Here is a 25,503-nt window from a genome sequence, read left to right as displayed (position 1 = left end):
ATCCCCCGGCTTTTCATTCACCTTGATGACGCTTTTTTAATACCTTTAATACATCATCAAGCGGCAATTGCTGTTCACGTAATAGCACAAGAAGATGATAGAGGAGGTCCGCTGTTTCCCATTTCAATTCTTCTTGATCTCGGTTTTTCGCTGCAATGATCACCTCAGACGCTTCTTCCCCTACCTTTTTCAGGATTTTATCGACCCCTTTTTCAAATAGATAGGTAGTATAAGCACCTTCAGGCATTTCCACCTGACGCTTTGCAATGACCTGTTCAAGTTCATTTAATATCGCAAAACGATCCTGCTCTTCGCTTTGGCGCTTTACGCCTTCTTCCGAAAAACAGCTATAGCTGCCAGTATGACAGGCTGGGCCGCTTGGCGCGACAAGGACAAGCAGAGCGTCCTTGTCGCAGTCATATCGAATAGAACTCACTTGCTGGGTATGTCCAGAGGTGGCGCCTTTGTGCCAAAGCTCGTTTCTCGACCGGCTATAAAACCATGTTTCACCTGTCTCCAGCGTTTTTTCATAGGACTCTTGATTCATATATGCCAGCGTCAATACTTCCTTACTTTGAGCATCCTGTACAATCGCAGGAATCAGGCCTGCTTCATTAAAAGTTAATTCATTTGCCTGTTTCATCTGACCTTCACCCCGTGTTCTCTCAAATATGTCTTTACCTCGTGAATGGAGGTTTCTTTGTAATGGAAAATGGAGGCTGCTAATGCTGCATCAGCTTCTCCTTTTGTAAATGCCTCCAGCATATGCTGGGCATTGCCAGCGCCGCCAGAAGCGATAACTGGCACAGTGACTGCCTCTGATACAAGCTTTGTCAATCGATGATCAAAGCCAGTCTTTTCACCATCGGCATCCATACTTGTCAGTAAAATCTCTCCTGCACCTCTTTGCACAGCTTCCTTCGCCCAGTCGCTAACCTCTAAATCTGTTTGACGGCGTCCTCCGTGTGTATAGACCATATATGCTTTTTTCTCTTCATCGTATTTTGCATCAATTGCGACAACGATACACTGGGAGCCAAAAAAGTCAGCACCTTCTGAAATCAGTTCTGGCCTTAACACAGCTGCTGTATTGACAGATACTTTGTCTGCACCCGCTCTTAATATACGCTTCATGTCATCAAGGTGGTTAATTCCGCCTCCTACCGTAAATGGTATGGCAAGAGTGGACGCGACTTGTTTGACCACATCCACCATCGTTTTCCGGCCTTCATGCGACGCAGAAATATCAAGAAAGACGAGTTCATCCGCCCCTGCCTCATCATAGATCTGCGCTAATTCTACCGGATCACCAGCATCCTTTAAGCCTAGGAATTGCACTCCTTTGACAACACGCCCTTCCTTCACATCAAGACATGGGATGATTCGTTTTGTCATCATATGCCGTCAAGCCCTTCAAATGCTTCCGCTAAAGTAAACTGCTTCGTGTAAAGTGCTTTTCCAATGATCGCACCAGACACACCAGTCTCTTTTTGCGCTGACAGCTTTTGAAGATCAGCTACCGCGCTGACACCGCCTGAAGCAATCACTTGTTTGCCGGTTGCTTCTGCTAAGCGAACCGTGCTTTCCACATTGGGACCAGACAGCATGCCATCCATTTGAATATCGGTGAAAATAAAGACCTCTGCGCCTTCCTTTGCCAATTCCCTGCCGAGCTCCTCTGCCTTCACTTTAGACGTTTCAAGCCACCCTTCAGTCGATACAAAGCCATTTCGCGCATCAATCCCAATTGCGATTTTCTCTCCATATTGCGACAGCATTTTTTTCACAAAGGCTGGGTTAGATACAGCTGAGCTGCCAAGAATCACTCTATCGACGCCGTTACTTAAATAAAAGGCAACGTCTTCTTCTGTCCGAATACCGCCGCCAATTTGTACCTTCACATCTAAGGAGGAAGCAATCGCCAGCACATGCTCATGATTGACACGTTTCCCTGCTTTTGCACCATCCAGATCCACAAGATGAATCCACGTTGCTCCATCCTTCGCAAATTTCGCGGCCATGTCAAGCGGTGAATCTCCATAAATGGTTTCTTGATCATAATCTCCTTGTACAAGACGTACACATTTGCCATTTCTCATATCAATCGCTGGATATAATGTAAACTCACTCATTTGCTCACCCTCTGTTCGTTTGCTAATAGAATAAATTGTTTGAGCAGCGCCATTCCCGTTGTACTGCTTTTTTCAGGGTGAAACTGTGCACCAAGCACATTTCCCTTGCCAACGATTGCTGGTACTTGAACACCATAGTCCGCGCTTGCTAATTGCTCATCTGGGTTCATATCACTCACATAATAAGAGTGAACAAAGTATGCAAATCCTTCTGGCACACCGTCAAACAATGGGGAGGGCTGATGAAATGTGAGCTCATTCCACCCCATATGAGGTACCTTCAGCCTTTGCCCGTCCTGATCACGATCTTTTAAAAGAACGACACGCCCTTTTAACAGCCCCAATCCTTTTGTGCGGCCTGCCTCTTCGCTTTCTTCAAATAACAGCTGCATGCCAAGGCAAATGCCGAATAACAGCTTTCCTTCCTGCACAACTTGATGAATAAACGCCTCAAGTCCAGTCTCTTTTAACAGCTGCATTGCATCACGAAACGAACCAACTCCGGGCAAAATATAAGCATCTGCTTTTTTCAGCTCCTCCACATCAGAGGAAACGATATAACGGGCACCTGCTCGTTCCAGTGCTTTTGATACGCTGAACAAATTTCCCATTCCGTAATCAATGACTCCGATCATTAGAGCATCCCCTTTGTCGAAGGAATTCCTTTCACACGTGGATCAATGGTTGTTGCTTCATCTAAGGCACGTGCCATCGCTTTAAAAATGGCTTCAATCATATGGTGTGTATTCGTTCCGTAGTGAACAATGACATGAAGGTTGATCCGGGCTTCAAGTGCAAATTTCCACAGAAACTCATGTACTAACTCTGTATCAAAGGTACCTACCTTTTGACTTGGAAAGGACGCTCTCATTTCCAAATGAGGACGATTGCTTAAATCGACCACGACCTGGGCAAGTGTTTCGTCCATCGGAACAAAGCTTGAACCATACCGCTTAATTCCCTTTTTATCGCCTAACGCTTCCTTAAACATTTGCCCAAGCACAATGCCGATATCTTCTGTTGTGTGGTGATCGTCAACATCCGTATCTCCTTTCGCATCGACGGTCAAATTAAAGTGTCCATGCTTCGTAAATAAATCAAGCATGTGCGTCATAAAAGGGACGTCTGTTTGAATATCCGCTTTTCCTTCTCCATCAATTTCTAGCGCTAATGAAATGTTCGTTTCATTTGTTTTTCTCGCTGTTTTCGCCTGTCTCATTACGATTCCTCCCGCTTTCTCGCTTCAATCGACCTTGCATGCGCTTCAAGCCCTTCTAATCTGGCAAAAGCGGCAATGCTTTCACGGTGTGTTTCAAAGGCCTCTTGACTATATGAAATAATGCTCGTTTTCTTTTGAAAATCAGTCACACCAAGCGGGCTGGAGAATCGAGCTGTTCCGTTTGTTGGCAGCACATGATTCGGTCCTGCAAAATAATCGCCCACCGGCTCTGGACTATAGCGTCCTAAGAAAATCGCGCCCGCATGCTTGATTTGACCAAGAAGTGATTCTGGATATGCTGTCAGCACCTCTAAGTGCTCTGGTGCTAATTGATTGACGACGTCTACTGCACGATCGATTGATTCTGTCACGTAAATATGGCCATGATCTTGAATGGATTGTGCTGCGATTGATTTTCTCGGCAAAGTATCAAGCTGCTTTCTGACTTCAGCCTGCACGCTTTCAGCAAGTGTCTTAGACGGTGTTACCAAAATACTAGATGCCAGCGCATCATGCTCTGCCTGCGAAAGTAAATCCGCCGCTACCTCATGCGCGACTGCTGTTTCGTCTGCTAGAACTGCAATTTCACTTGGACCTGCAATCATATCAATATCTACCTGACCAAATACTTCCCGCTTTGCCAGCGCTACATAAATGTTCCCTGGACCTGTGATTTTATCAACAGGCTTGATGCTTTCCGTTCCATAGGCAAGTGCCGCAATCGCCTGTGCACCGCCCATTTTATACATCTCAGAAATACCAAGCTCCTTCGCCGCAGCTAAGACAGCGTCAGAGAGACGTCCATCTTTCCCAGGGGGTGTCACAAGAACGATTCGTTCAACGCCAGCAACTAGCGCAGGGATCACATTCATTAAGACAGATGATGGATAGGCCGCTGTTCCGCCTGGGACATACACACCTACCGCATCAAGCGGTGTCACCTTTTGACCAAGCATTGAGCCGTCCTTTTGGTGATAAAACCAAGAGGATGTCAACTGGCGCTCATGGTATGTGCGAATATGCTTGATAGCCGTTTGGATAATCTGAATCATCTCTTTGTCCAAGCGGTCACAGGCTTTTGCCATTTCATCCTCTGTAACAAGCGGATCTTCAATCAACACACCGTCAAATTGCTTTGTAAAAGACCGTACAGCTTCATCACCATTTGTTCTCACTTCTTGTATAATGCGTTGAACAGCCTGACGCTGCTCTTCTGTTCCTGTATCTAAAGACCGTTTGAGTGAGAGAGTATCTGTCTCACCTTCTTGTATGCAGGTGATGTTCATGATGATTCCTCCCCTTCTCCTTCAATAATTCTTGCAAGACGCAGTGCCATTTCATCGATCACCGTATCCTTCATCCTGTAGCTCACAGGATTGACAATAAAACGTGACGTGATATCACAAATATGCTCCGTTTCCACAAGTCCATTTTCCTTTAGTGTTTGACCTGTAGAGACAATGTCAACAATGCGATCAGCAAGCCCAATGAGCGGTGCTAATTCAATGGAACCATTCAGCTTAATGATCTCCACCTGCTCCCCTTGCTCTCTAAAATAGGACGATGCGACATTTGGGTACTTTGTTGCCACACGCGGTGCGACACCACCCCAGCTCGCTCCTGGCAAACCAGCAACAGCTAAATGACATTTACTGATGTTTAAATCGAGCACTTCGTACACATCACGAGCTTCTTCGAGCATGACATCCTTTCCTGCAATGCCAACATCCGCCACACCGTGCTCTACATAGGTGGTCACATCCATTGGCTTGGCTAAAATAAAGCGGAGGTTTTCTTCTGGTACATCTATGATTAATTTTCTTGAATCCTCGAATTCCTCTGGCAGCTGGTACCCCGCCTGTCTTAACAGCCCGGCTGCTTCTTCAAATATCCGGCCCTTTGGCATTGCCATCGTCAACACTTTACTCATTTCACTCTTCCTTTCTAGCGCCGATAAAATAAGTCACCTGTTCAAATGCCTTGGTCATCGCGTCAATATTTTCAATCCCCGCTAAGTCTTGCAGGACGATCTTTTTCCCTTTTGAGCGCTCCTTTTCTGCAAAAGCAAAAGCTTCAAGTCTTTGTTCTTTGCTAAAAATCACAGCCTCCTGCGGCTCATTGATCTCTTTTGCATCGAGCGCTTCAAGAAGACGGTCTAGTCGAAGCCCGAACCCTGTAGCTGGTGCGGGTGCATTAAAATGAGCAAGTAATTGATCATATCTACCGCCACTTCCGATGACCGATCCAACATGATCAGCAAATACTTCAAACAAAATACCCGTATAATAGCTCATATGACTCACCATGCTTAAATCTAAACGGATATATTCTGTACAGCCGTAATCTTCAAGTGTCTCCCATAGCGACTTTAACTGTGCGAGCACCTCTTTTCCTTCTTGTGAAACGACGATTTCCTCTGCCCGCTCTATCACTTCTTGGCCGCCTCTTAACTCTAAAAGCTGTAACAGCCTCATTTTATCGATGGAGGAAAGCGGTAATTGTTTCACATGCTGACGGTATCCTACATAATTCTTTTCATATAAGAAGCGGCGAAGGACGTTTGCACGCTCTGTATTTCCGAGTACATCGACAAATAACGTCTCTGCTAAAGCGACATGCCCAATCGCGATTTTGAAGGATCTTAGCCCGGCATTTTTTAAGGCAAATACGGCAAGTGCGATGACTTCAGCATCTGCACTAATCGAACCATCACCAATCAATTCAATTCCGACCTGCTCAAATTCTGATGGCCTTCCGCCTTCTCTTTCCTGCGCACGAAACACATTGGCTGCATACCCGACACGAAGTGGATACGCCTGTTCATGAAGCTTAGAAGCCGCCACCCTTGCAATCGGACCTGTCATATCAGGTCTCAGTACAAGGGTTTGCCCGTTTTGATCAAGGAGCTTAAAAAGCTGTGTATCAGTAATCGCCGATTGCACACCGACTGTATCGTAAAATTCAAGCGTTGGTGTCTCCATTAAACGGAAACCCCAACCATTCATGATCTCTGTTAAAGAATGTCTCACTTTTTTCTTCGTCTCATACAATCCAGGTAATGAATCCCGCATACCATATGGTTTCTCAAACATAAACATGTTCTTCCGCACCTCCAACACATTAAAACAAAAAATTCCGAATCCTTTAGTTCGCTAATATGATAATATGCTAACAAAATAAAGTGATTAAATCAATCATTTTTATTTCTCCCTATTTTCATCAACATATTCTGGAATTATTACATTCAAGTGACACCTGTGCCTTTTCTGCATGTTCGGTGAAGGAACGTGCTATAATACTTAAAAATATTGAATAACACAGGAGATTAACAGTGAAGTTCATCCAGACATTAATCTTAACTTTGTTGTGCGCATGTCTTGTTTATTTCGGCTTTATATACGTTTCACAACTCGACCAAGTCAAGAAAACAGCATCGCCGCAAGAAGCAGCAAAAAAAGAAAACGAAACGGCACTCTCGGCTGAAGAAACTCGTTCAACAAAAAAAGCAGAAACCACACATCATTCACTAAAAGGAAGCAAAAAAGCCATGGACGTCATTCTCTACAATCAAATGGATGCACCAAGGCTTTATAACGGATGCGAAGTCACGAGCTTAGCGATGTTGCTTCATTACAGCGGCTATGAGCACGTAACGAAGAACGCACTGGCAAATGAAATCAAACGTGTTCCGCTCAATTATGAAAATGGCTTAAAAGGTGACCCTCATGACGGGTTTGTAGGCGATATGGAGAATGGACCGGGTCTTGGGGTTTACCACGAACCGATTTATCAGCTTGCGAAAAAATACGCGGGCGATCAAGTTGTCGACTTAACCGGAAAGCCTGTTAAAAAGGCCATCTATCAGTCACTTGAAAAGGGCTATCCTGTCTGGGTGATTACGACATCCACCTTCGACAAAACCGATAACATCGAAACTTGGAATACACCAAATGGCAAAATAGATGTAAGCTTTAATGTGCATAGCGTAGTCATCACAGGCTATGACAAGGAGCATGTCTACTTGAATAATCCATATGGAGAAAAGAATCAAAAGGTCGACCGTGATCAATTTGAAGATTCTTGGGAACAGATGGGCAGTCAGGCGATTATCATTAAAGCGTAAAAAAACAACCTCTATCCGCATAGAGGTTGTTTTTAAATGATTTATTTTTCTAGAAATTCCTTTAGGCGGTCTTCAAGCTTTTCAGCCGTCATTGCACCTCCGCCCAGGCTGAAGTATTCATCCCCTCTTTTTAATAAAAGTGTAGGATAGCCATTCACATGAAGTTGATGAACCTTCGCAAAGTCAGCATATGCATCATTGATCGCTTCTTTTGTTTTCATACGTTCAATGACTGCGTCAGGATCAAGATGATGCGCCAAAGCGATCTCCCGATACGTTTCCTCATCACTCAGACTTTTTCCGTCTTGATAAAAAGCCTTTTGCATCGATGAAGCCAAGTACAATGAACGCTCAGGTGCGATGGATCTTAATGCAGAAAAACCAATGGCCGCAGCCTCAGAGTCTAAAAGAAACGTTCCGTTTGCTAGCAGCTTCTGATAACGTTCACCAAACTCGACACCAGTCAGCTGACTAATACGCTGATTTGCTTCTGGAATGTGCGGATAATCCTTTATCGGAAGACTCCTTTCCCCTACAAATAAACCACCCGAAACAAGTGTTAGTGATATCTCCGGATGATTTTCATGCAAAGTGCGGATACTGTTTGAAAATCCATAACACCAGCCACAATACGCATCCCATACATAGATGAAAGACAATTCTTGCTCATTCATACGTTAGACTCCCCATTTATCATTTTTAGGCGGCCATGAAACTGCTTATTCAGCTTCAGATACAACGGTAAAACGTTCTCCAACATGGGCTGCCTGCTCCACTTCATCAACCAGCGCAATGGCATAGTCAGCATAGCTCACATAGCTGTCACCTTTAGAATTGACAATTAGATTGTCTTTCCCTTTCACATAAGAACCCGTACGTTTGCCAGTTGGATTAAAGAATGCAGCGGGGCTGAGGAAGGTCCATTTTAACCCCTCTGACTGTTGAAGATCTTTTAGATTTTCTCCTTGCTGTGAAGCAGTAGGCACATACTCCTTCGGAAATTCTGGTGTGTCAACAAGTCTTATTGTTTTCGCCTCATCTACAAATAGACTTCCAGCTCCGCCCACAACGATTAAACGAGTCTCAGGTGTTTCTTTTAAAATATCAATCAGCTTTTTCCCAGCTTCTACGTGAAGATGCTCCTGTCCAGCAGGTGCGCCAAATGCATTCACAATCACATCAAAGCCTTTGATGTCTTCTGCTTGCAAGTGAAACACATCCTTCTCAAGAACAGCTAGTGATGAATCAGTCACTTTTTGTGCATCACGGACGATTGCCGTTACTTCATGTCCTCTTGATTGAGCCTCTTTCACAATTTCTTGTCCTGCTTTTCCTGTTGCGCCAATAATTCCAATTTTCATGTTAACTCCTCCTGCAATATGGTTTTATGTTGATAAAGAAAGGTGTAACTAATTCGGTTACAACAGAGGTAAAAAAAATTGAATAGATCATCCAATTTTTTTGATTAACACATGCGTTAGTTCACTTAATTTGATCTCAGCAAGTACTTGCTCCATCGCACTTTGAGCGCGGCATAAAATTAATTCAAGCACCGCTTGAATATTTGCACCGATCGGACAGTCAGGATTTGGGCTTTCATGAATTTGAAACAATTCACCCTCATCTACGACTTCAACCGCTTTATACACATCGAGCAATGTGATGTCGTCTTCACTGCGGTTCAGCTGAGAACCACCTTTGCCAAGACTCGTTGAGATTAGGCCTGCTTTTTTTAATTTACTCATAATGCGGCGGATGACCACTGGGTTTGTATTCACACTTCCTGCGATATCCTCCGATGTCTGTAAAGATCCTTTTTCAAGTGATAGCAAGGCCAGAATATGGACAGCGACAGTAAATCTGCTGCTGATTTTCATGTTTTCTCACCTCTGTTGTAATCATTATAGTTACACCATGTCACATTGTCAACAAAAAAGTCTGCCGAGCTACTCAGCAGACTTAGATTGACGTGCTTCCATTTCTTCCTTCGTATAAATCATGCGCATTGGATTTCCTCCAACAAATGAGCCTGCTGGCACATCCTTATGAACAAGTGTACCAGCCGATACGATCGCTCCATCCCCAATAGTCACACCAGGTAAAATAGTGGAATTAGCTCCAATTAAGACTTCATCACCAATATAGACTTCCCCAAGTCTGTACTCTTTAATCAAATACTCATGGGATAAGATGGTCGTGTTATAACCGATTACACTATTTCGACCGACGGTGATTTTCTCAGGAAACATCAGATCAACCATCACCATTAAGGCAAACGCCGTATCCTCGCCGACCTTCATACGAAGAAAAGTTCGGTATATCCAATTTTTCATTCCCATAAACGGCGTGTACCTTGCCATTTGAATAAAAATGAAATTTTTCACCACTTTGAAAAAGGGAACTGTCCGATAGACTTGCCGCAGCGAATTGACCCCTTTTACAGGATATCGATCTGTTTTTCTCAACTTAATCAGCTCCAACAATCGCCAGGAGATCACTCATTTTCTTCAGCATGAAGTCAGGGCGATGCTTTAAAAGGGCCTCTTCTCCCTTAATAGACCAAGCCACACCTGCCGTTTTTGTCCCTGCCGCTTGACCAGACAAAATGTCATGATAATTATCACCGACCATCACCGCTTCATGCGGATCACTGCCAAGCTTTGATAATGCCAGCTGAACAGGCTCCGGATGCGGCTTCTCATTTTGTACATCATCGAGCGTCACAATGACCTCAAAGAACGGCTCTAAACCGGTCAGCTTCAATCCCATTAAAACCGTATCCCGTATCTTCGTTGTGACAATACCGAGCTTAAATCCTCGATCCTGCAGAACTTTCAATGTGTCTAAAACGGTCTCATATTCAGTCACAAGCAGATCATGCTGCTCATGATTAAACGTGCGGTACATCTCAATCATGTCATCCGTCAACTCAGGGTCCATCGCAGAGAATGTATCAAACAAGGACGGACCAATGAAATGAAGAATATCCTCACGGCTGTACTGACCAGGGTAATAATGATCCAGCGTATGCTGAAATGAAGCAATAATTAATTCATTTGTATTGATTAATGTGCCATCTAAATCAAATAGCACTGTGTTGATCGTCGATTCGTTCATATGGCTTCCTTTCTAACAGCTGCATGTTCCCGCTTCCGCCAAATATAGCTAATGGCAGCTGTCAATAAAATTGCAGAAATCAGGCGGATCACAAGAAGCGGCCATACTGGAATACCAAGTGGAATAAAAACCAGCGTATCTTCGACCACCGCATGGCAGGCAACGAGGAAAATAAAAGCAAGGGTTAAGTCCTTTTTACTCACACCGTCCTCTTCCACTGCCTTCATCATCACGCCGGCTCCATACGCCAGACCAATCGTTAATCCAGCCACCATTGTCATAGACGTATTTTCTTTCATTCCAAGCATTCTAGTAAAAGGTGAAAGCCACTTAGACAGTGTATGAAGCCAACCTAAATCTCTCATGAATTGAATGATGATCATGAGCGGGATAACGATACAGGCAAGCTGCAGCACACCGAGTACTGCTTTTTGTATAGCAAGCAGAACAATCATGTACCAGCTGGAAGGCACATCAACCGCCTGAGCTGCACTCAAAAGTCCATATTGCGCCGGCTCCTCGCCTCCCTGCCAAACGAGATGAATGACAATAGCAGAAATAACAGCAAGACTGATTCTAACCAGCAAAATCACAGATACTCTCAGTCCAACCTTTGCTGCCACTGTCGATTCGATGATCAGGTTATGGCAAAAGGACAACATCACTGCCAAAATAAACACTTCCTTCACAGGAAGCTCTAATGTCAAAATGGCTGCAATTCCCGCATACAAATTCAGCATGTTTCCTAATACAAGCGGAATCGCTGCTTCCCCCGAAAGACCAAACAGCCCCATAAATGGCTGAATGAATCGGATGATCCAATCCATGACAGGCGTATGCTGCAAGATACTGACGAGAATGGTCACTGGAAAGATGACTTTGCCAAGAGTCCAAGTTGTCGATAGCCCTGCTTTCAAGCCGTTTTTCCACGTCTCTCTCATCTCTTCTCATCCCCTCCTGCTTAATTCGATGAATTGTTCTCTTTATACGGAATTGATGAGTATCCTTTCATTCTTCTAAAGAAAATCAGCAGAACAGCCACTGCGAATATCGCAATCGAAATCATCTGTGCGATTCGAAGATGCTCTGTCAGCATTAAGCTGTCTGTTCTCATCCCTTCAATGAAGAAACGGCCGATTGAATACCAAATTAAATAAGACAAGAAGATTTCGCCTCTGCGTAGCGAAGTTCTCCGTAATAAAATCAATATGACAACACCGGCAAGATTCCATAATGATTCGTATAAGAACGTCGGGTGATAATAGATACCATCAATATACATTTGATTAATGATAAACTCAGGCAGATGCAAATTTTCTAAAAAGGCTCTTGAAACCGCCTCACCATGCGCTTCTTGGTTAATAAAGTTCCCCCAACGTCCAATTGCCTGCCCTAGTAAAATACTAGGTGCTGCGACATCAGCTATTTTCCAAAACGATACCTTTCTCACTTTTGTAAAAACGATGGCTGTCAGCACAGCACCAATCAGCCCGCCGTGAATCGCAATTCCACCATTCCAGATTTTAATGATTTCGTTTGGGTGCTGCTGATAGTAATCCCATTCGAAGGATACATAATAAATTCGGGCACAAATAATCGCGATTGGAATGGCAAATAAGATTAAGTCAATAAACAGATCTTTATTGATTCCTCTTTTTTCACATTCTCTCAGTGCGAGCCAGAGTCCAAGCAAGGCTCCGACCCCAATAATCACACCATACCAATGAACCGAAATAGGTCCGAGCTGAAAAGCGATCGGATCAATTGGCTGAATTGCTTCTTTCATATAGTCAACTCCTATTCATCCTGGCCATTGTCTTCAATGACATCGGCAAGTTTACTTGTAAATTGTTCTGCTGCATTATGCCCCATACGTTTCAGCCTGAAGTTCATCGCAGCCACTTCAATGATAACCGCTAAATTTCGACCTGGCCGCACAGGGATCGTCAGCTTCGGCACATCTGTATCGATGATTCTCATTTTCTCTTCTTCAAGTCCTAAACGATCATACTGTTTGCCTTGTTCCCAAAGCTCCAGATTCATCACAATCGTAATTCTCTTATAACTTCTGACAGCGCCTGCTCCAAATAAGGTCATCACATTAATAATGCCTAACCCGCGGATTTCTAAAAGATGTTCAATCAGCTCTGGTGCACTTCCGACTAACGTATCCTGATCCTCTTGACGGATTTCTACGCAATCGTCTGCAACAAGGCGATGTCCCCTCTTCACTAATTCTAAGGCTGTTTCACTTTTTCCTACTCCGCTTTTCCCAATTAATAATACACCTACACCATATACATCGACGAGCACACCATGAATGGCAGTGGTTGGTGCCAGCTTACTTTCTAAAAAGTTGGTCAATCGACTTGAAAGTCTTGTCGTTTTTAGGCTAGATCGTAAAACGGGCACGCCATTTTCATTTGATGCTTCGATTAATTCCTTCGGCACATCACGATCTCGAGACAAAATAATGGCAGGGGTAATATCTGTACAAAGAGACATCATTCTCTGCTTTCGTTCGCGTTCTGGGAGCTGTTCAAAAAAAGAAAGCTCTGTTTTCCCTAAAAGTTGAACTCTTTCTTTTGGGTAATATGTAAAATAACCAGCCATTTCAATACCTGGTCTGGAAAGATCACTGATTGTAATGGGACGATTAATCCCTTCTTCCCCACTTACCAGTTCAAGATGAAATTGTTCCATTATGTCCTTCGTACGAACTTTCGGCACGCTTCTTCCTCCTTTTATCACAGGCGATTCAGAAATACAGCTCTATTTTATCACTTTCAATGATGAACCCAAAACAGTATTTTATCCTGTTCCTGTTTCACCGCCCTCACTGGTATAGACAACTATACTTAAAAAGAGTAAACTTAAATGAAAGATAACGAATAAGGGGGCTCAAACATGAGCGGTTCTTTATTGCTCTCCAATATTCATATTGTGACAAAGACAAAGATCATTGAAAACGGTTTTGTCGGTTTACGCGATGGCAAGATTGACTATATTTCAACATCACTACCGACAGGAAATTATGAAAAAGTATATATTTCCCGGGAAAACTTTTATTTACTCCCTGGAATGATTGATATTCACATCCATGGTGGATATGGTGCAGACATGATGGATGCGACAGCAGAAGCGATGAATACACTCGCTGACAACCTTCCATCAGAAGGAACGACAAGTTTTTTAGCGACAACCATTACACAAAACCATCATGAGATTGAGCAGGCACTTAAAAATGTCGCTCAGTGGAAACAAAGTAATGAAGAACAAGCAGGAAGTCAGGCGCAATGTCTAGGAATCCACCTAGAAGGTCCATTTATTTCTAAAGATAAGGCAGGGGCACAGCCTGTTCAATGGATTAAACAGCCCGATATTCCGCTTTTTAAAAAATGGCTGGATGCATCTGAACAGCTAATTCGAATTGTCACGTTTGCGCCTGAGGAAGACACAGATTTTGCTTTTCTGTCCCTGTTACAGGAAAAGAACATGATCCCTTCTATTGGACATACGAATGCCCGTCATGACATGATTAATTTAGCAGCTAAGCATGGTGCACGCCATGTAACGCATCTTTATAACGCAATAAGTTCGTTTCAGCATCGTGAACCGAACGCTGTAGGTGCTGCTCTTACGAATGAGAACCTTTATACCGAGCTGATCACAGACGGGATTCACTCCCATCCTCTTTCCATCAAGCTAGCGTATTTGGCAAAAGGAAGTGATCGTTTAATCATGATCACAGACTCGATGCGTGCAAAAGGGCTCGGTAATGGAACGTACGAATTTGGCGGTCAGACGGTCACAGTAAGCGGCAAAAAAGCATTGCTGGAAGATGGTACACTTGCAGGATCGATTTTGCGAATGAAAGATGGCGTCAAACGGATGAAACAGCTTACAAATTGTGAGTGGACAGAGATTGCGAAGATGACCTCAACCAATGCAGCCGCTCAGCTGGGACTTGATCAACAGCTCGGTTCCATCGAAGTTGGAAAACTAGCAGATTTGGTGATTTGGGATGAATCTGGTGAACTGATGATGACGATCTGCCGTGGACAAATCGTCTTTGAAAAAAAGGAGGCCAACCACTAATGAACATCATCGAATTTGAAAGCAAGGAGCAATTAGGAAAAGAAGCAGCCGCCATTATTGCACTTGCAATAGCTGCTAAACCTGATGCCGTACTCGGCCTAGCAACGGGCGGTACACCTATTGATACTTACAAAGAGTTAATTCAACTTCATCAAGCACATCAATTGTCTTTCAAGAAAACAAAAACAATCAATTTAGATGAATATGCAGGACTTGATCCAGAACACGAAAATAGTTATATGACCTACATGAAACGTCATTTATTTGACCATATTGATCTCCCTCAGGGTCAGTATTTTCTTCCAAATGGCAATGCAGCTCACTTAGAAAAGGAATGCTTAAGATATGACCAGCTTATTGAGGATGTAGGCGGCATCGATCTTCAGCTCCTTGGAATCGGTCAAAATGGACATATCGGTTTTAACGAACCTGGTACCCTTTTCAACTCAAAGACTCATGTCGTGCAATTAGATGAGAACACGAGACAGGCTAACGCAAGATACTTTTCTTCTATTGATGAGGTACCTACTCATGCGATCACAATGGGAATTGCGAGCATTCTTTCAAGTAAAAAGATTCTCCTTCTTGCTTCGGGAAAATCAAAAGCGAAAGTGATACAATATTTAGAACAGGCAGAGATTCATCCAGACTTCCCAGCATCTGCACTGAAACTCCATGAAGATGTAACAGTTTTGATTGATCGAGAAGCTGGATCACTACGCTAAAAACGAGAGGATTTTCACATGTTTATTGATAAGCAGTCACCTATTCCGATGTACCATCAGATTATGGAGAACTTGAAAAAGCAGATTGAGGATGGAACATTAGCACCTGATACACTCATTCCTTCTGAAAGAGAATATGCCGAACGCTTTGGTATTAGTCGAATGACTGTCAGACAAGCCTTATCGAATCTTGTGAACGAAGGATATTTGTATCGACAAAAAGGTAAAGGTACCTTTGTTAGCCGAAAAAAATTTGAACAGCCGCTTCAAGGCTTAACAAGCTTTTCAGAGGATATGCGGCAGCGAGGGCTCAAAGCATCAAGCCAGCTGATTGACTTCAAAAAAACCGTATGTCCAGAGCACTTGCTGCCAGCCCTACAACTGTCAAATAGTGATGATGTTTTTGAACTAAAACGGATACGCCTTGCAAATGATGAACCGATGGCGATTGAAACGAGCTATATACCTGAAAGATTTGCAGGAGATTTAACAAAGGAACATTTAACTGGCTCTTTATATGAATATATAGAAACTCACACTGGTCATGTCATTGCTCATGCCAAACAGGAGCTTGAAGCCAATGTTGCCTCAAAGGAAGAAGCATACTTGCTGTCTATTTCAACAGGCGATCCTGTGCTGTCCATAACAAGAACGACTTTTTTTCAACAAGACGTTCCATTTGAGTATGTTGTTTCCGTTTATAGAGGGGATCGTTACAAGCTCATTCATACAATGGAAAGATAAACAGTGCCCCTGACACGGAGCACTGTTTTTTTATTTCCTAAGAAATTTTGTTTCATCATCATTTTTTGTATGAATTTTCCAAATTGGTGAAATGGCTTTTCCTTGGAAACGATCTTTTGCTACAGTGTACCAATAATAATCTTCATTGGGCTTTAAGCCCTTCCACTCAAAGCTCGCTTTTTTGCCGCTTTTTACGCCGCGCGCTTCTCCTAGAAGAACATTCGTATACACATTGAGTTCAAAATAATTGGTTTTGACAGATTTCATTTTCGGTGTCAAATCCACATCGATTGAAAATTCATCTTGATCTCCATACGTTTTTGGATCGTAAAAATGCTCTTTATTCAAGTAAGGTGAATATGTTGTAAAATGAAGCTGATTTTTTTCTTGATCGGCTGTTATGACCCTCATAAACCCTTGACCACCTTCAGGTCCTGACTGATAATCGGCAAGTATTTGATATACTTTCCTGTCTGCTTTTCCATCATGGTCATCATCAAGCTCATCTACTTTCCTGCTGGCTCCATGGTAGTGGCCGCTAAATACCGCAACAATATTAGGATGGCGTTTCACCACTTGGTGGAAGATGAGATCGCCAATCGGGCTTCGGTTGCCGCTCACTAACAAATACTCATGGAAATTTAAAATGACAATACGATCTGGATGTTCAGAAATCACGCGGTTTAACCAATCAATTTCATCTTGCTTAATCCCCCAGCCCATGTACACCATCATATAATCATTGCCGCCGGCAGAGATGAGATCATAATGACCTTTATTGTTTCGATAGGATTCACCATAGTAAGGCTTATCAGCAAAGCGTTTTTCCCCGAAATATTTCCCGTATTCCGTATATAAACCGTCCTTGTGTCTAACATCATGATTTCCTGCTAAAACACCATAGGGAATGTGATTCTCATCTAATACACGCATAAATGTATCAGCACGGTGCCATTGCTTATCCTTTGAATCATCCACAATATCGCCTGTATGGAACACATATTGAATGTTTAATTTCTCCCTCTGATCTCTGATCCATTCGACCATTTGTTTAAAGATATGAGGATAGCTCTTTGCATAATATTGAGTGTCAGACATCCACACCATCTTATATGGCTTTTGCGATTTGCTGATTTCATCCTGTACTAGCAAATCAAACGTTTGATTCTTCATGTACTGTCTCACTGACAGCAGCCCTTTTAGGTAAAATTCCTTTTGATCCTTCGCAAAGTGATGAGTGATTTTATCCCACTTTTCCTGGTGGTGATTCCATGCGTACATTGTCACCTTTCTCCCCGACAATGAACTCCCTTTCCATACAGCTTCGACGACATCCTTTTCGCGCACATCATGATGAACCTTAATTTGAAAACGATGATAAGGAAAACGCTGTAAATCCTTCGTTTCAACTGCCTTCCCATCAACAAATGCAATGCGGTTCCTTTCTTGATCAGAAAAAATCATTTCTCCTTTTTGGAGAAAACTCTTTGGCGGCTCTGTCTCTGCTGCATACTTAAAAATCTTCATTGAAGGATGCAGCGATGTATATTGATAGGCACGATAAAAAGAGTAATCTAACTTATCATTGGTTGGATCCTTGGTTAGCACAGTTTGCTTTGATGATTTCATTTTCGTCTTATCTGCCACCCGTTCTGGTGTTTCTGGATGCTCATGTACCGTCTTGAACTCTTTTTTCAACGTCGACATGTTCCCAGCTGCATCTTTTGCTTTGACCATAAACGTGTGCTTGCCAGGCTTTAATTCACTAGAGGACGTCTGATATGGCAAAGAAACTGGTTTGCCATCTACATACGCCTTCAACTCTTCTATATCACTCCAACGATCCGTTACTTTTGCTTTTAATGTAAAGGCGCCTTTATATTGATCCTTTGCTTGTACGTTGGTCTTAATTCTCGGCCCAGTGTTATCAACTTTCACACGTACTGAAGCATGCTCGTCTAAGGTTTTGGCCTCAATTAAGTGCGGCCCTTCTTTCAGCCTTTTTGTATCCCACTTTATATAGGTTGAGACATAAGCCTCTTTTGGAATCTCAAATTGAAACGTTCTAACCTTTTTTGCGTTCCCGCTGTCTCCCATTCTCCATTCTTTTTGAGGCTTCGCATTGATTGGATGAATTTGTGTTCCATTCGATAAGATCATCCTGACGTTTTTCAATTCAAAATCATCATGATTCTCTCCAGGAAGCCGGTCTATCGGAGAAGACTTTGTGCCAGCGTGGAATGAGATCGTTTGGAGACCTGCCTTTTTTATCTCTTCTTCTGGTATTGGCATTGTATAGGTACGATACACTTTTGTCGAATCATCAAAAACAGAAAGTAAACGCTTACCTATAGATACACCATTTTTAAAATATAAATTTGTTCCTTTGACATCAAATGCGATATATGGATCTGCTTCAAGGGCAGCGGATACTTGCTGATTCCGTTTTCCATCTATCCGTAATTCGATGCTTTTTTTCTGATCAGACGTTGCCTTTAATGAAAATAACCCTGAAATTGTATCTCCCTCTTCTACATTGAATCGGAGACCGTGGGCTTTGCTAACCTGCTCCACATCAACCGTTTTTTTCAACGTCTTGGCTTCATTTTCGCCATCTGACGCTTCAAGCTGATATTCCAATTGTTCCTTCCCAATCAACTCAGGTGAATAAATAATATGATGAAATAACCGGTCATTTTGGTCTTTTTGAAGCAGTATTTCCTTGAACGCTTCTTTTCGATTCGTTCGATAACGCAGCTTGACGGTTTTCACGGCCTGATCATCCTGGACATCTGCTTTAATCTCTACACTTTCAGTTGGTTTCACCGGTTTCCTTATCGTCATATCTTCAATCACAGGTTTATGGATATCTTGAGAAATTTCCTTTTTCTCAGATGGAATTTGTGCTTTTAGCACTTTACCTGGAGTGGGCTCTTCCTCAATTTTCGAAATCAGCTTCGTCTGCGTCGTACCATCCATTGGATACTTAAACAGCAAGGATTTATGCTCGCTAAACCATGATGGCTTCAAACGAAATGCGGCAGAAGAAATCTCTTCACCTATATTTGTTGTGATCGAAACAAGACGAGATTTAGAGTTGGACAGCCCTTTGCTCTCGATAATGGTTAGATGCTCGCCCTCTTTTAATTGGCTTTTGTACATGGCATTAAAGTCCGCTACAGTTAAATGCTCCTGCCCTTTTTTTCTCAGCCAAAAAACATAAGGTTTTCCAGGTGAAATGGTGATTGGATTTTTATGAAAGGAATATACATCATCCAATTCGATGCCCTGCGTGGGATTGCGGTAGCGGAGCTGATAATGTTTAAGTGAGATAGGCGCATGTGTCGTGTTATACACTTCGATAAACTCAAAAGCATCTTTGCCTTTTCGGTTTTTTGAATTAACGACAATTTCTGTGATGAATAAGTCCGGAATATGCGAAAGATCCTCTTCAAATCCATTTAAATGAACCGATTTCTCTGCTGTTTTGATCACTGATTTTTGCGTAAGGAACTCTGTATAGTAATGAACGGTTGGATTCCATAATTGATCTGGCGGAATTTTCGCTGTAAATTCTGGCTTCATTCCGGGCAGCCGTTCCATTGGAATCAAGCGATACCCCAGTTCATCACTTTGTTTATAATACAAGTTCGCAGACAAAATCTGTTCTTGGTCACTAATGGACGCACGAAACTGAAGGTCATGGCTTTTTCCTTGAACCGGGCGGATATCCACATGAAATTGATCAAAGATAAAAGGCGAAAAAGGCTTGTCCGGTACATTCACTTCTGTTTGAAGAAAAGGCCCTGCTGAAGCAGGCTGACTGAAACAAAAAAGAATGATAAAAAAACATAAAAGCATGATTTGTCTGTTCACGTTCACCATCTTGCACCGCCTCCCTTCGGATATTGTGTCTCCTGAAGGTGGTTTTTATGTCAGATGGAACGGAGAAACGATACAAATTTGCACAAAAAAACCGTTAGCTTTTTTTCGCTAACGGCTCTACGATTCCTTTTTGTATCAACAGATGGAAAATGGACAAAATGACAGCCATCCAAATGGCCGTTCCGAATCCATCAATGTTAAAACTATCTCCCATAAAGCTCGATGTCATCATGAGTGTAATGGCATTGATGACAAATAAGAACAATCCTAGTGAAAGGACGGTGACTGGAAGCGTTAAAATGATCAAAAACGGCTTCACTAAAATATTGAGCAAGGACAAAATGATACTTGCCACAATGGCTGCGCCAAATCCTTCAATATACACGCTCCCGAGCCCAGGCAAAATGCCTGAATCAAAATATCCAGCAATGACGATTAAAAGTAATGCATTTACTAAAATACTGACGATCCATCTAAGCATTTATTTAGTGCCTTCTTCCGGAACAACAAAATACCATATGAAGTAGATCAGGAAGATCGGCATAAATGCTGTCAAAAATCCGATGATGACGGTTAAAATGCGAAGCAGCGATGCATCAACACTTAAATATTCCGCAAGTCCACCAACAACACCCGCTATTTTTTTATCTGTTGCTGAACGATAAAGTTTCTTCATGTAGAATCACTCCTTGTCTGATTGGTGCTTTACTTGTATTGAGCCTGTTTTTGTTTCTGCAAAAATGGATATACTTTGCACCGCTTGTTGATTGGCTTTGATCATTTTCTCTTTTTGTAATGTTTCATTTTTTTCTTTAATCATCTCTGCATCAAGTAAATCGTGAGAGATAGACCCGAGATTGCTTTTCAGCTCAGCGGTCACTGCACATGCGCGCGGGATCTGAACGTCCACACTGCCTGTTGTCGTTTTCGCATAGATGGAACGGCACTTTTCATCTGACAGCTGAACCGCAATATTTCCGTTAAAGCTCTGGGCATCAATTGATTCACTTTTCCCGCGCAGGTCTATGAGCCCATTGATGGTTTCTACTTCAATCATACCACACTCGTGATCTGCCAGTTTGATTTGTCCGTTTGCTGTTTCAATTCCGACTTTTTCTGCCTGTAACGAGGCAAAAGAGACAACACCATTTGTGGTTTTCGCGGCAAGTTCTTTTGTCTTTAGCTTTTCCCCGCGAATCGGCCCATTAAACAGCTTGACCTTGATCTTATCGTATTGGATACGCGGTACGTATAAAGTAACATTGACTTTCATCGTCTTCTTTTCGGTTCGAATAAAAAATTTATCTCCTTCAAGCCCGCAGTCCAATTGATTGAGAAATTGCTGTCTTGCCTGCTCTCCATCCTCTGCACGGTAGATTTTCGCATGACACTCTGCTCGAATATCTTGATCGTCCCAAGGCATCACATTGAGGCTGCCGTTCGCTAATTGAATATCTAAATGAGAGAGCGAGGCGTCTTTGAACTGAAAAATATGCTCAACATCAACGGACTGTCCAAAGTTCAAATCAAGATCCACGTCTTTTACCTTTTTCACCGCAGTATCTAGCCAGCCAAACAGCTTTGCCCCAAGATTTTCGGTGCCGTTTCCTTTACTCTCTGCTCCAGCTTTTTCTTCATGAAAGGTGTGATCAGTCGTAGACTTTTCTAATGAGACGGACTGACCTTCTTCTAATTTTTCTAGCAGCGTAATTGCTTCTTTTGCTGGTAATACCCCGTCTTCTACTAATTTTAAAATTCGTTCTTTTTCATTCATACAAAGCCCTCCTAAGATTTGATGGATTGAAGTACTTTAATACCTTGAATGATATTCCAAATGACAGAGATCAAAAAGCCAATGACTACTAAAAAAGACAAGATGAACACCGTCATGACTGGAATGAGCGAGTCGCCTGCCTGTGTCGCCAATAAAAACGGGATAGACCCAAAAACCAATACAATGCATGCTGCGACCGGTAAAAGATGTGACCATAATGCCCGCATCGCATGCCGTTTCGTTTCCTTTTGGTCTACTACAAAAACCGCCACGATCGGTACGATAAACGGCATAAAAAATACACTAAAGTAACAAATAGAAGCAATAATCGACTGATCTCTATTCATATATATTCGCTCCTTCATAACGAAAATTCCTTTCTAACTCATACGTTTATTGCGTATAAAAAGTTTCAAAATCATTCGATTTACATATGACCTTAGACACAAATTATTTCTTTTTGCACCTAAGAGTAGATTCTTCACAGATTACCCTTTAAAATATGTTGAAAAGATGGTGATTATCATTATAGGGGGTAATTATTTTGACAGATCATCATAATTCAAACCATACGGCTCAAACGCTTTTAGACCTTATACAGAAACAGAAAAGCATGAACAGCGATATGATCAGGGAGCTTGAGACCATTCATCCGTCTCATCCAAAGTATGGTGATATCCGTTATTTAAAGGTACTGCTCGACAGCAGCAGCACGCATATTTTAAAGGATTTAACGCACCTCAGTAATTTAATGCCGAAAGAAGATGTCCAATAAAAGAAAAACCCCTCTTATCGAGGGGTTTTCTTTATGAAGAAGTCACACTTTCTGTTTCTTTGACCAGCTGTTTCATACGCTTACGGTCACGCTCTAAAATAGGCTTCAAGTATTGACCTGTGTAAGATGTTTCTTCTTTTGCAATATCTTCAGGAGTGCCGGAGGCAATGATCGTTCCGCCGCCTGCACCGCCTTCTGGTCCGAGATCAACGAGGTAATCAGCAGCCTTGATAATGTCAAGGTTGTGCTCAATGACCAGCACTGTATCCCCGTTCTCAACCAAACGCTGAAGCACTTTTAATAAACGGGCAATATCATCCACATGCAGACCTGTTGTCGGCTCGTCCAAAATGTAAAGAGACCTTCCGTTTGAACGGCGGTGAAGCTCAGATGCCAATTTTACGCGCTGCGCCTCTCCTCCGGACAATGTCGTTGCAGGCTGTCCAAGTGTAATGTATCCAAGCCCCACATCATAAATCGTTTGAAGCTTCCGCTTAATTTTCGGGATATTCTCGAAAAATTGGAGTGCGTCCTCCACCGTCATTTCCAGCACATCAGCAATGTTCTTCCCTTTATATGTGACCTCAAGAGTTTCACGGTTATAACGTTTCCCGTGACACACTTCACAAGGTACATACACATCTGGCAAAAAGTGCATTTCAATTTTAATGATGCCATCCCCACGGCACGCCTCACAGCGCCCGCCTTTGACGTTAAAACTGAATCTGCCTTTTTTATAGCCTCTTACCTTTGCTTCGTTGGTTTGTGCAAACACATCCCGCACATCATCAAAGACACCTGTATACGTGGCAGGGTTCGATCTTGGTGTACGGCCAATTGGAGATTGATCAATATCAATGACCTTATCCAAATGATCCATTCCTTTGATTTCTTTGTGCTGACCTGGCTTCGCCTTCGCTCTGTGCAACTTTTGTGAAAGTGATTTTAATAGAATTTCATTCACAAGCGTACTTTTCCCTGAGCCGGATACTCCAGTCACAGCTGTAAAGACGCCAAGAGGAAACTTCGCATTCACGTTTTTCAGGTTGTTTTCTTTTGCACCTTTTATCTCAATATAGCGGCCGTCAGGCTTTCTTCTCTCAATTGGCAGCGGAATAAATTTCTCACCTGATAAATATTGTCCTGTTAATGATTTCGGGTCCTTCATGACTTCTTCTGGCGTTCCAGCTGAAATCACTTCTCCTCCATGAACTCCTGCTCCAGGTCCAATATCTATTAAATAATCAGCAGCTAGCATGGTATCTTCATCATGCTCGACGACAATTAGTGTGTTCCCGATGTCGCGCATGTTTTTCAACGTCCCGATCAACCGATCATTATCGCGCTGATGCAGTCCAATGGATGGTTCATCTAATATATAAAGAACACCTGTCAGCCTTGACCCGATTTGAGTCGCCAGGCGAATCCGCTGCGCTTCTCCACCTGATAGTGTGCCAGCTGACCGGCTCAAATTCAGATAATCTAATCCCACATTATTTAAGAAAGACAAGCGCTCTTTGATTTCACGCAAAATGAGCTGGGCAATCTGCAAATCTTTCTCAGACAACTCGATTTTTTCATAGAAATCAAGGGCATCAGAGACAGACAAATCGGTGATTTCTCCGATATGCTTGCCATTGATGAGAACCGCCAGCGTTTCTTTTTTCAGACGATATCCTTTACATGTCGGACATGGCTGATTCGCCATATATTTTTCCATTTGCTCACGAATATAATCAGAGCTGGTTTCTTTATAGCGTCGTTCAATATTACGAAGAACACCTTCAAACTCAATTTCATTTTCACGTACCTGTCCAAAATCATTTTCGTATTTAAAATAAATCCGTTCAGATCCGCTTCCATATAAAATTTTATCGAATAAATGCGATGGGATATCTTTCACAGGAATGTCCATGTCGATGCCATAATGTGTACATACGGCCTCAAGAAGCTGAGGATAGTATTGCGAGCTTTGCGGCTCCCATGGTGCAATGGCATGCTGACGTAAAGTCAGATCCTTATTAGGAATGACAAGCTCAGGGTCGACTTCTAGTTTGGAACCGAGCCCATCACAGCTCGGGCAGGCACCAAAAGGACTATTAAATGAAAACATTCTCGGCTCAAGTTCACCAATAGAGAACCCGCAATGCGGACAAGCATGATGTTCGCTGAATAACAGCTCTTCTTGTCCAATCACATCAATCATCACTCGGCCTTCGCCCAGCCGCAGCGCGGTTTCAAGTGAGTCAGACAGACGAGCAGCCACGCCTTCCTTCACCACAATTCGATCAATGACTACTTCAATGGAATGCTTCTTGTTCTTTTCAAGCTCGATATCTTCTGAAAGGTCTTCCATCTCTCCATCGACTCTCACTCGCACATAGCCCTGCTTCCGAATTTGATCAAGTACTTTCACATGTGTTCCTTTGCGGCCGGAAACAACTGGGGCAAGCACTTGTAATTTCGTTCTTTCAGGATACTCTAAAATACGATCTGTCATCTGCTCAATCGTTTGTGACGTAATTTCAATCCCATGTATAGGACAAATCGGTTTTCCGACTCGAGCATACAAGAGACGCAAATAATCATAAATCTCAGTGACAGTACCAACTGTTGATCTAGGGTTTCGGCTCGTCGTTTTCTGGTCAATACTAATCGCCGGAGAAAGACCTTCAATGGCATCTACATCCGGTTTATCCATTTGCCCAAGAAATTGGCGTGCATACGCTGAAAGAGATTCAACGTACCTGCGCTGACCTTCTGCATAAATGGTATCAAAAGCAAGCGACGATTTTCCTGAACCAGATAACCCCGTAATGACCACTAGTTGGTCACGCGGGATATTCACATCAATATTTTTAAGGTTGTGGGCTCTAGCACCTTTCACCTCTATTCGTTCCATAGCCATCAG

General features: G+C 42.7%; 27 protein-coding genes. 5 read left to right on the top strand and 22 right to left on the bottom strand.

Annotation, left to right across the window (positions count from 1 at the left end):
* Positions 1–13: 13 nt before the first annotated feature.
* The 8 genes from hisIE to C9414_RS02755 are packed head-to-tail and all read right to left on the bottom strand — an operon-like array spanning position 14 to position 6,449.
* Positions 14–643, bottom strand: a complete 630-nt coding sequence (gene hisIE / locus C9414_RS02790) for a bifunctional phosphoribosyl-AMP cyclohydrolase/phosphoribosyl-ATP diphosphatase HisIE (RefSeq protein ID WP_107163024.1) — start codon at positions 641–643, stop codon at positions 14–16.
* Complete coding sequence (gene hisF / locus C9414_RS02785; RefSeq protein WP_047201833.1) at positions 640–1,398, bottom strand: imidazole glycerol phosphate synthase subunit HisF; 759 nt, start codon at positions 1,396–1,398, stop codon at positions 640–642. The genes hisIE and hisF overlap by 4 nt, the downstream gene beginning before the upstream one ends.
* Positions 1,395–2,132, bottom strand: coding sequence for a 1-(5-phosphoribosyl)-5-[(5-phosphoribosylamino)methylideneamino]imidazole-4-carboxamide isomerase (gene hisA / locus C9414_RS02780; RefSeq protein WP_047201834.1), 738 nt, complete (start codon positions 2,130–2,132; stop codon positions 1,395–1,397). The genes hisF and hisA overlap by 4 nt, the downstream gene beginning before the upstream one ends.
* Positions 2,129–2,767: an imidazole glycerol phosphate synthase subunit HisH gene (gene hisH / locus C9414_RS02775; protein ID WP_107163023.1), complete on the bottom strand. Its 639-nt coding sequence runs from the start codon at positions 2,765–2,767 to the stop codon at positions 2,129–2,131. The genes hisA and hisH overlap by 4 nt, the downstream gene beginning before the upstream one ends.
* Positions 2,767–3,351: an imidazoleglycerol-phosphate dehydratase HisB gene (gene hisB, locus C9414_RS02770; RefSeq protein ID WP_107163022.1), complete on the bottom strand. Its 585-nt coding sequence runs from the start codon at positions 3,349–3,351 to the stop codon at positions 2,767–2,769. Before hisB ends, hisH begins: the two co-directional genes overlap by 1 nt.
* Positions 3,351–4,637, bottom strand: a complete 1,287-nt coding sequence (gene hisD / locus C9414_RS02765; protein WP_047201837.1) for a histidinol dehydrogenase — start codon at positions 4,635–4,637, stop codon at positions 3,351–3,353. Before hisD ends, hisB begins: the two co-directional genes overlap by 1 nt.
* On the bottom strand, positions 4,634–5,281 hold the full coding sequence (gene hisG, locus C9414_RS02760; RefSeq protein ID WP_107163021.1) for an ATP phosphoribosyltransferase: 648 nt from the start codon (positions 5,279–5,281) through the stop codon (positions 4,634–4,636). Before hisG ends, hisD begins: the two co-directional genes overlap by 4 nt.
* 1 nt (position 5,282) lies before the next feature.
* Positions 5,283–6,449: an ATP phosphoribosyltransferase regulatory subunit gene (locus tag C9414_RS02755; protein WP_107163020.1), complete on the bottom strand. Its 1,167-nt coding sequence runs from the start codon at positions 6,447–6,449 to the stop codon at positions 5,283–5,285.
* A gap of 233 nt (positions 6,450–6,682) precedes the next feature.
* On the opposite strand from C9414_RS02755, the gene C9414_RS02750 reads away from it, so the two are divergent.
* Entirely contained in the window at positions 6,683–7,474 is a 792-nt protein-coding gene (locus tag C9414_RS02750) for a C39 family peptidase (protein ID WP_107163019.1), read from the top strand.
* Positions 7,475–7,515: 41 nt separating this feature from the next.
* Here C9414_RS02750 and C9414_RS02745 read toward each other — a convergent pair whose 3' ends face one another.
* The 8 genes from C9414_RS02745 to hprK form a co-directional block, all read right to left on the bottom strand.
* Positions 7,516–8,148, bottom strand: a complete 633-nt coding sequence (locus tag C9414_RS02745; RefSeq protein WP_107163018.1) for a DsbA family protein — start codon at positions 8,146–8,148, stop codon at positions 7,516–7,518.
* A 45-nt stretch (positions 8,149–8,193) separates the two neighbouring features.
* Positions 8,194–8,835, bottom strand: coding sequence for an NAD(P)-dependent oxidoreductase (locus tag C9414_RS02740; RefSeq protein WP_047201841.1), 642 nt, complete (start codon positions 8,833–8,835; stop codon positions 8,194–8,196).
* 87 nt (positions 8,836–8,922) lie between these two features.
* Positions 8,923–9,351, bottom strand: a complete 429-nt coding sequence (locus tag C9414_RS02735; protein WP_024423567.1) for an Rrf2 family transcriptional regulator — start codon at positions 9,349–9,351, stop codon at positions 8,923–8,925.
* A gap of 69 nt (positions 9,352–9,420) precedes the next feature.
* A complete protein-coding gene (locus tag C9414_RS02730) occupies positions 9,421–9,939 on the bottom strand; it encodes an acyltransferase (RefSeq protein ID WP_039181684.1) in 519 nt (172 codons plus the stop codon).
* Between the two features lies 1 nt (position 9,940).
* Positions 9,941–10,591, bottom strand: coding sequence for a pyrophosphatase PpaX (ppaX, locus tag C9414_RS02725; RefSeq protein ID WP_107163017.1), 651 nt, complete (start codon positions 10,589–10,591; stop codon positions 9,941–9,943).
* Positions 10,588–11,532 (bottom strand): nucleoside recognition domain-containing protein, encoded by a 945-nt coding sequence (locus C9414_RS02720; RefSeq protein WP_107163016.1) that lies wholly within the window; start codon positions 11,530–11,532, stop codon positions 10,588–10,590. The genes ppaX and C9414_RS02720 overlap by 4 nt, the downstream gene beginning before the upstream one ends.
* 20 nt (positions 11,533–11,552) lie before the next feature.
* On the bottom strand, positions 11,553–12,377 hold the full coding sequence (gene lgt / locus C9414_RS02715) for a prolipoprotein diacylglyceryl transferase (RefSeq protein ID WP_107163015.1): 825 nt from the start codon (positions 12,375–12,377) through the stop codon (positions 11,553–11,555).
* An 11-nt stretch (positions 12,378–12,388) separates the two neighbouring features.
* Positions 12,389–13,321 carry an HPr(Ser) kinase/phosphatase gene (gene hprK / locus C9414_RS02710; protein WP_024423572.1) on the bottom strand — a complete coding sequence of 311 codons (933 nt, stop codon included), beginning with the start codon at positions 13,319–13,321 and terminating at the stop codon, positions 12,389–12,391.
* 177 nt (positions 13,322–13,498) lie between these two features.
* Between hprK and nagA the strand changes: the two genes are divergently transcribed.
* From nagA to C9414_RS02695, 3 genes are read left to right on the top strand one after another with little or no spacing between them, the layout of a single operon-like run.
* The gene (gene nagA / locus C9414_RS02705) at positions 13,499–14,689 is read left to right on the top strand and encodes an N-acetylglucosamine-6-phosphate deacetylase (protein WP_107163014.1); all 1,191 of its coding nucleotides are present in this window, start codon (positions 13,499–13,501) and stop codon (positions 14,687–14,689) included.
* On the top strand, positions 14,689–15,414 hold the full coding sequence (nagB, locus tag C9414_RS02700; RefSeq protein ID WP_047201844.1) for a glucosamine-6-phosphate deaminase: 726 nt from the start codon (positions 14,689–14,691) through the stop codon (positions 15,412–15,414). The genes nagA and nagB overlap by 1 nt, the downstream gene beginning before the upstream one ends.
* 18 nt (positions 15,415–15,432) lie before the next feature.
* Positions 15,433–16,158 carry a GntR family transcriptional regulator gene (locus tag C9414_RS02695; RefSeq protein WP_039181699.1) on the top strand — a complete coding sequence of 242 codons (726 nt, stop codon included), beginning with the start codon at positions 15,433–15,435 and terminating at the stop codon, positions 16,156–16,158.
* Positions 16,159–16,188: 30 nt separating this feature from the next.
* Here the strand turns inward: C9414_RS02695 and C9414_RS02690 are convergent, their stop codons facing one another.
* The 5 genes from C9414_RS02690 to C9414_RS02670 form a co-directional block, all read right to left on the bottom strand.
* On the bottom strand, positions 16,189–20,043 hold the full coding sequence (locus tag C9414_RS02690; RefSeq protein WP_107163013.1) for a lamin tail domain-containing metallophosphoesterase family protein: 3,855 nt from the start codon (positions 20,041–20,043) through the stop codon (positions 16,189–16,191).
* 94 nt (positions 20,044–20,137) lie between these two features.
* Positions 20,138–20,524, bottom strand: coding sequence for a phage holin family protein (locus C9414_RS02685; protein ID WP_024423577.1), 387 nt, complete (start codon positions 20,522–20,524; stop codon positions 20,138–20,140).
* The gene (locus C9414_RS02680; RefSeq protein WP_024423578.1) at positions 20,525–20,719 is read right to left on the bottom strand and encodes a PspC domain-containing protein; all 195 of its coding nucleotides are present in this window, start codon (positions 20,717–20,719) and stop codon (positions 20,525–20,527) included. It abuts the gene before it with no gap.
* A 6-nt stretch (positions 20,720–20,725) separates the two neighbouring features.
* Positions 20,726–21,817 (bottom strand): DUF4097 family beta strand repeat-containing protein, encoded by a 1,092-nt coding sequence (locus C9414_RS02675; RefSeq protein WP_107163012.1) that lies wholly within the window; start codon positions 21,815–21,817, stop codon positions 20,726–20,728.
* 11 nt (positions 21,818–21,828) lie between these two features.
* Complete coding sequence (locus tag C9414_RS02670) at positions 21,829–22,164, bottom strand: membrane protein (protein WP_047201847.1); 336 nt, start codon at positions 22,162–22,164, stop codon at positions 21,829–21,831.
* Between the two features lie 197 nt (positions 22,165–22,361).
* Between C9414_RS02670 and C9414_RS02665 the strand changes: the two genes are divergently transcribed.
* Positions 22,362–22,592: a hypothetical protein gene (locus tag C9414_RS02665; protein WP_047201848.1), complete on the top strand. Its 231-nt coding sequence runs from the start codon at positions 22,362–22,364 to the stop codon at positions 22,590–22,592.
* Between the two features lie 31 nt (positions 22,593–22,623).
* On the opposite strand, the gene uvrA is transcribed toward C9414_RS02665, so the two are convergent.
* A complete protein-coding gene (gene uvrA, locus C9414_RS02660; RefSeq protein WP_047201849.1) occupies positions 22,624–25,500 on the bottom strand; it encodes an excinuclease ABC subunit UvrA in 2,877 nt (958 codons plus the stop codon).
* Between the last annotated feature and the right edge of the window lie 3 nt (positions 25,501–25,503).

This window comes from Bacillus sp. Nf3, from assembly GCF_003028545.1.
Classification (GTDB): Bacteria; Bacillota; Bacilli; order Bacillales; family Bacillaceae; genus Bacillus; species Bacillus safensis.
Note: the sequence above shows the minus strand (reverse complement) of the source record. Positions and strands in the feature narration are given on the sequence as shown.

Bases quoted from the DNA above. Each gene is read 5' to 3' on its own strand.
- C9414_RS02670 (WP_047201847.1), bottom strand. From the start codon at position 22,164: ATGAATAGAGATCAGTCGATTATTGCTTCTATTTGTTACTTTAGTGTA.
- C9414_RS02735 (WP_024423567.1), bottom strand. From the start codon at position 9,351: ATGAAAATCAGCAGCAGATTTACTGTCGCTGTCCATATTCTGGCCTTG.
- hisH (WP_107163023.1), bottom strand. From the start codon at position 2,767: ATGATCGGAGTCATTGATTACGGAATGGGAAATTTGTTCAGCGTATCA.
- hisD (WP_047201837.1), bottom strand. From the start codon at position 4,637: ATGAACATCACCTGCATACAAGAAGGTGAGACAGATACTCTCTCACTC.
- C9414_RS02740 (WP_047201841.1), bottom strand. From the start codon at position 8,835: ATGAAAATTGGAATTATTGGCGCAACAGGAAAAGCAGGACAAGAAATT.
- hisA (WP_047201834.1), bottom strand. From the start codon at position 2,132: ATGAGTGAGTTTACATTATATCCAGCGATTGATATGAGAAATGGCAAA.
- C9414_RS02720 (WP_107163016.1), bottom strand. From the start codon at position 11,532: ATGAGAGAGACGTGGAAAAACGGCTTGAAAGCAGGGCTATCGACAACT.
- lgt (WP_107163015.1), bottom strand. From the start codon at position 12,377: ATGAAAGAAGCAATTCAGCCAATTGATCCGATCGCTTTTCAGCTCGGA.
- hisIE (WP_107163024.1), bottom strand. From the start codon at position 643: ATGAAACAGGCAAATGAATTAACTTTTAATGAAGCAGGCCTGATTCCT.
- hisB (WP_107163022.1), bottom strand. From the start codon at position 3,351: ATGAGACAGGCGAAAACAGCGAGAAAAACAAATGAAACGAACATTTCA.
- ppaX (WP_107163017.1), bottom strand. From the start codon at position 10,591: ATGAACGAATCGACGATCAACACAGTGCTATTTGATTTAGATGGCACA.
- C9414_RS02685 (WP_024423577.1), bottom strand. From the start codon at position 20,524: ATGCTTAGATGGATCGTCAGTATTTTAGTAAATGCATTACTTTTAATC.
- C9414_RS02695 (WP_039181699.1), top strand. From the start codon at position 15,433: ATGTTTATTGATAAGCAGTCACCTATTCCGATGTACCATCAGATTATG.
- C9414_RS02675 (WP_107163012.1), bottom strand. From the start codon at position 21,817: ATGAATGAAAAAGAACGAATTTTAAAATTAGTAGAAGACGGGGTATTA.
- C9414_RS02690 (WP_107163013.1), bottom strand. From the start codon at position 20,043: ATGGTGAACGTGAACAGACAAATCATGCTTTTATGTTTTTTTATCATT.
- uvrA (WP_047201849.1), bottom strand. From the start codon at position 25,500: ATGGCTATGGAACGAATAGAGGTGAAAGGTGCTAGAGCCCACAACCTT.
- nagB (WP_047201844.1), top strand. From the start codon at position 14,689: ATGAACATCATCGAATTTGAAAGCAAGGAGCAATTAGGAAAAGAAGCA.
- C9414_RS02755 (WP_107163020.1), bottom strand. From the start codon at position 6,449: ATGTTTATGTTTGAGAAACCATATGGTATGCGGGATTCATTACCTGGA.
- C9414_RS02745 (WP_107163018.1), bottom strand. From the start codon at position 8,148: ATGAATGAGCAAGAATTGTCTTTCATCTATGTATGGGATGCGTATTGT.
- nagA (WP_107163014.1), top strand. From the start codon at position 13,499: ATGAGCGGTTCTTTATTGCTCTCCAATATTCATATTGTGACAAAGACA.
- hisG (WP_107163021.1), bottom strand. From the start codon at position 5,281: ATGAGTAAAGTGTTGACGATGGCAATGCCAAAGGGCCGGATATTTGAA.
- C9414_RS02680 (WP_024423578.1), bottom strand. From the start codon at position 20,719: ATGAAGAAACTTTATCGTTCAGCAACAGATAAAAAAATAGCGGGTGTT.
- hisF (WP_047201833.1), bottom strand. From the start codon at position 1,398: ATGATGACAAAACGAATCATCCCATGTCTTGATGTGAAGGAAGGGCGT.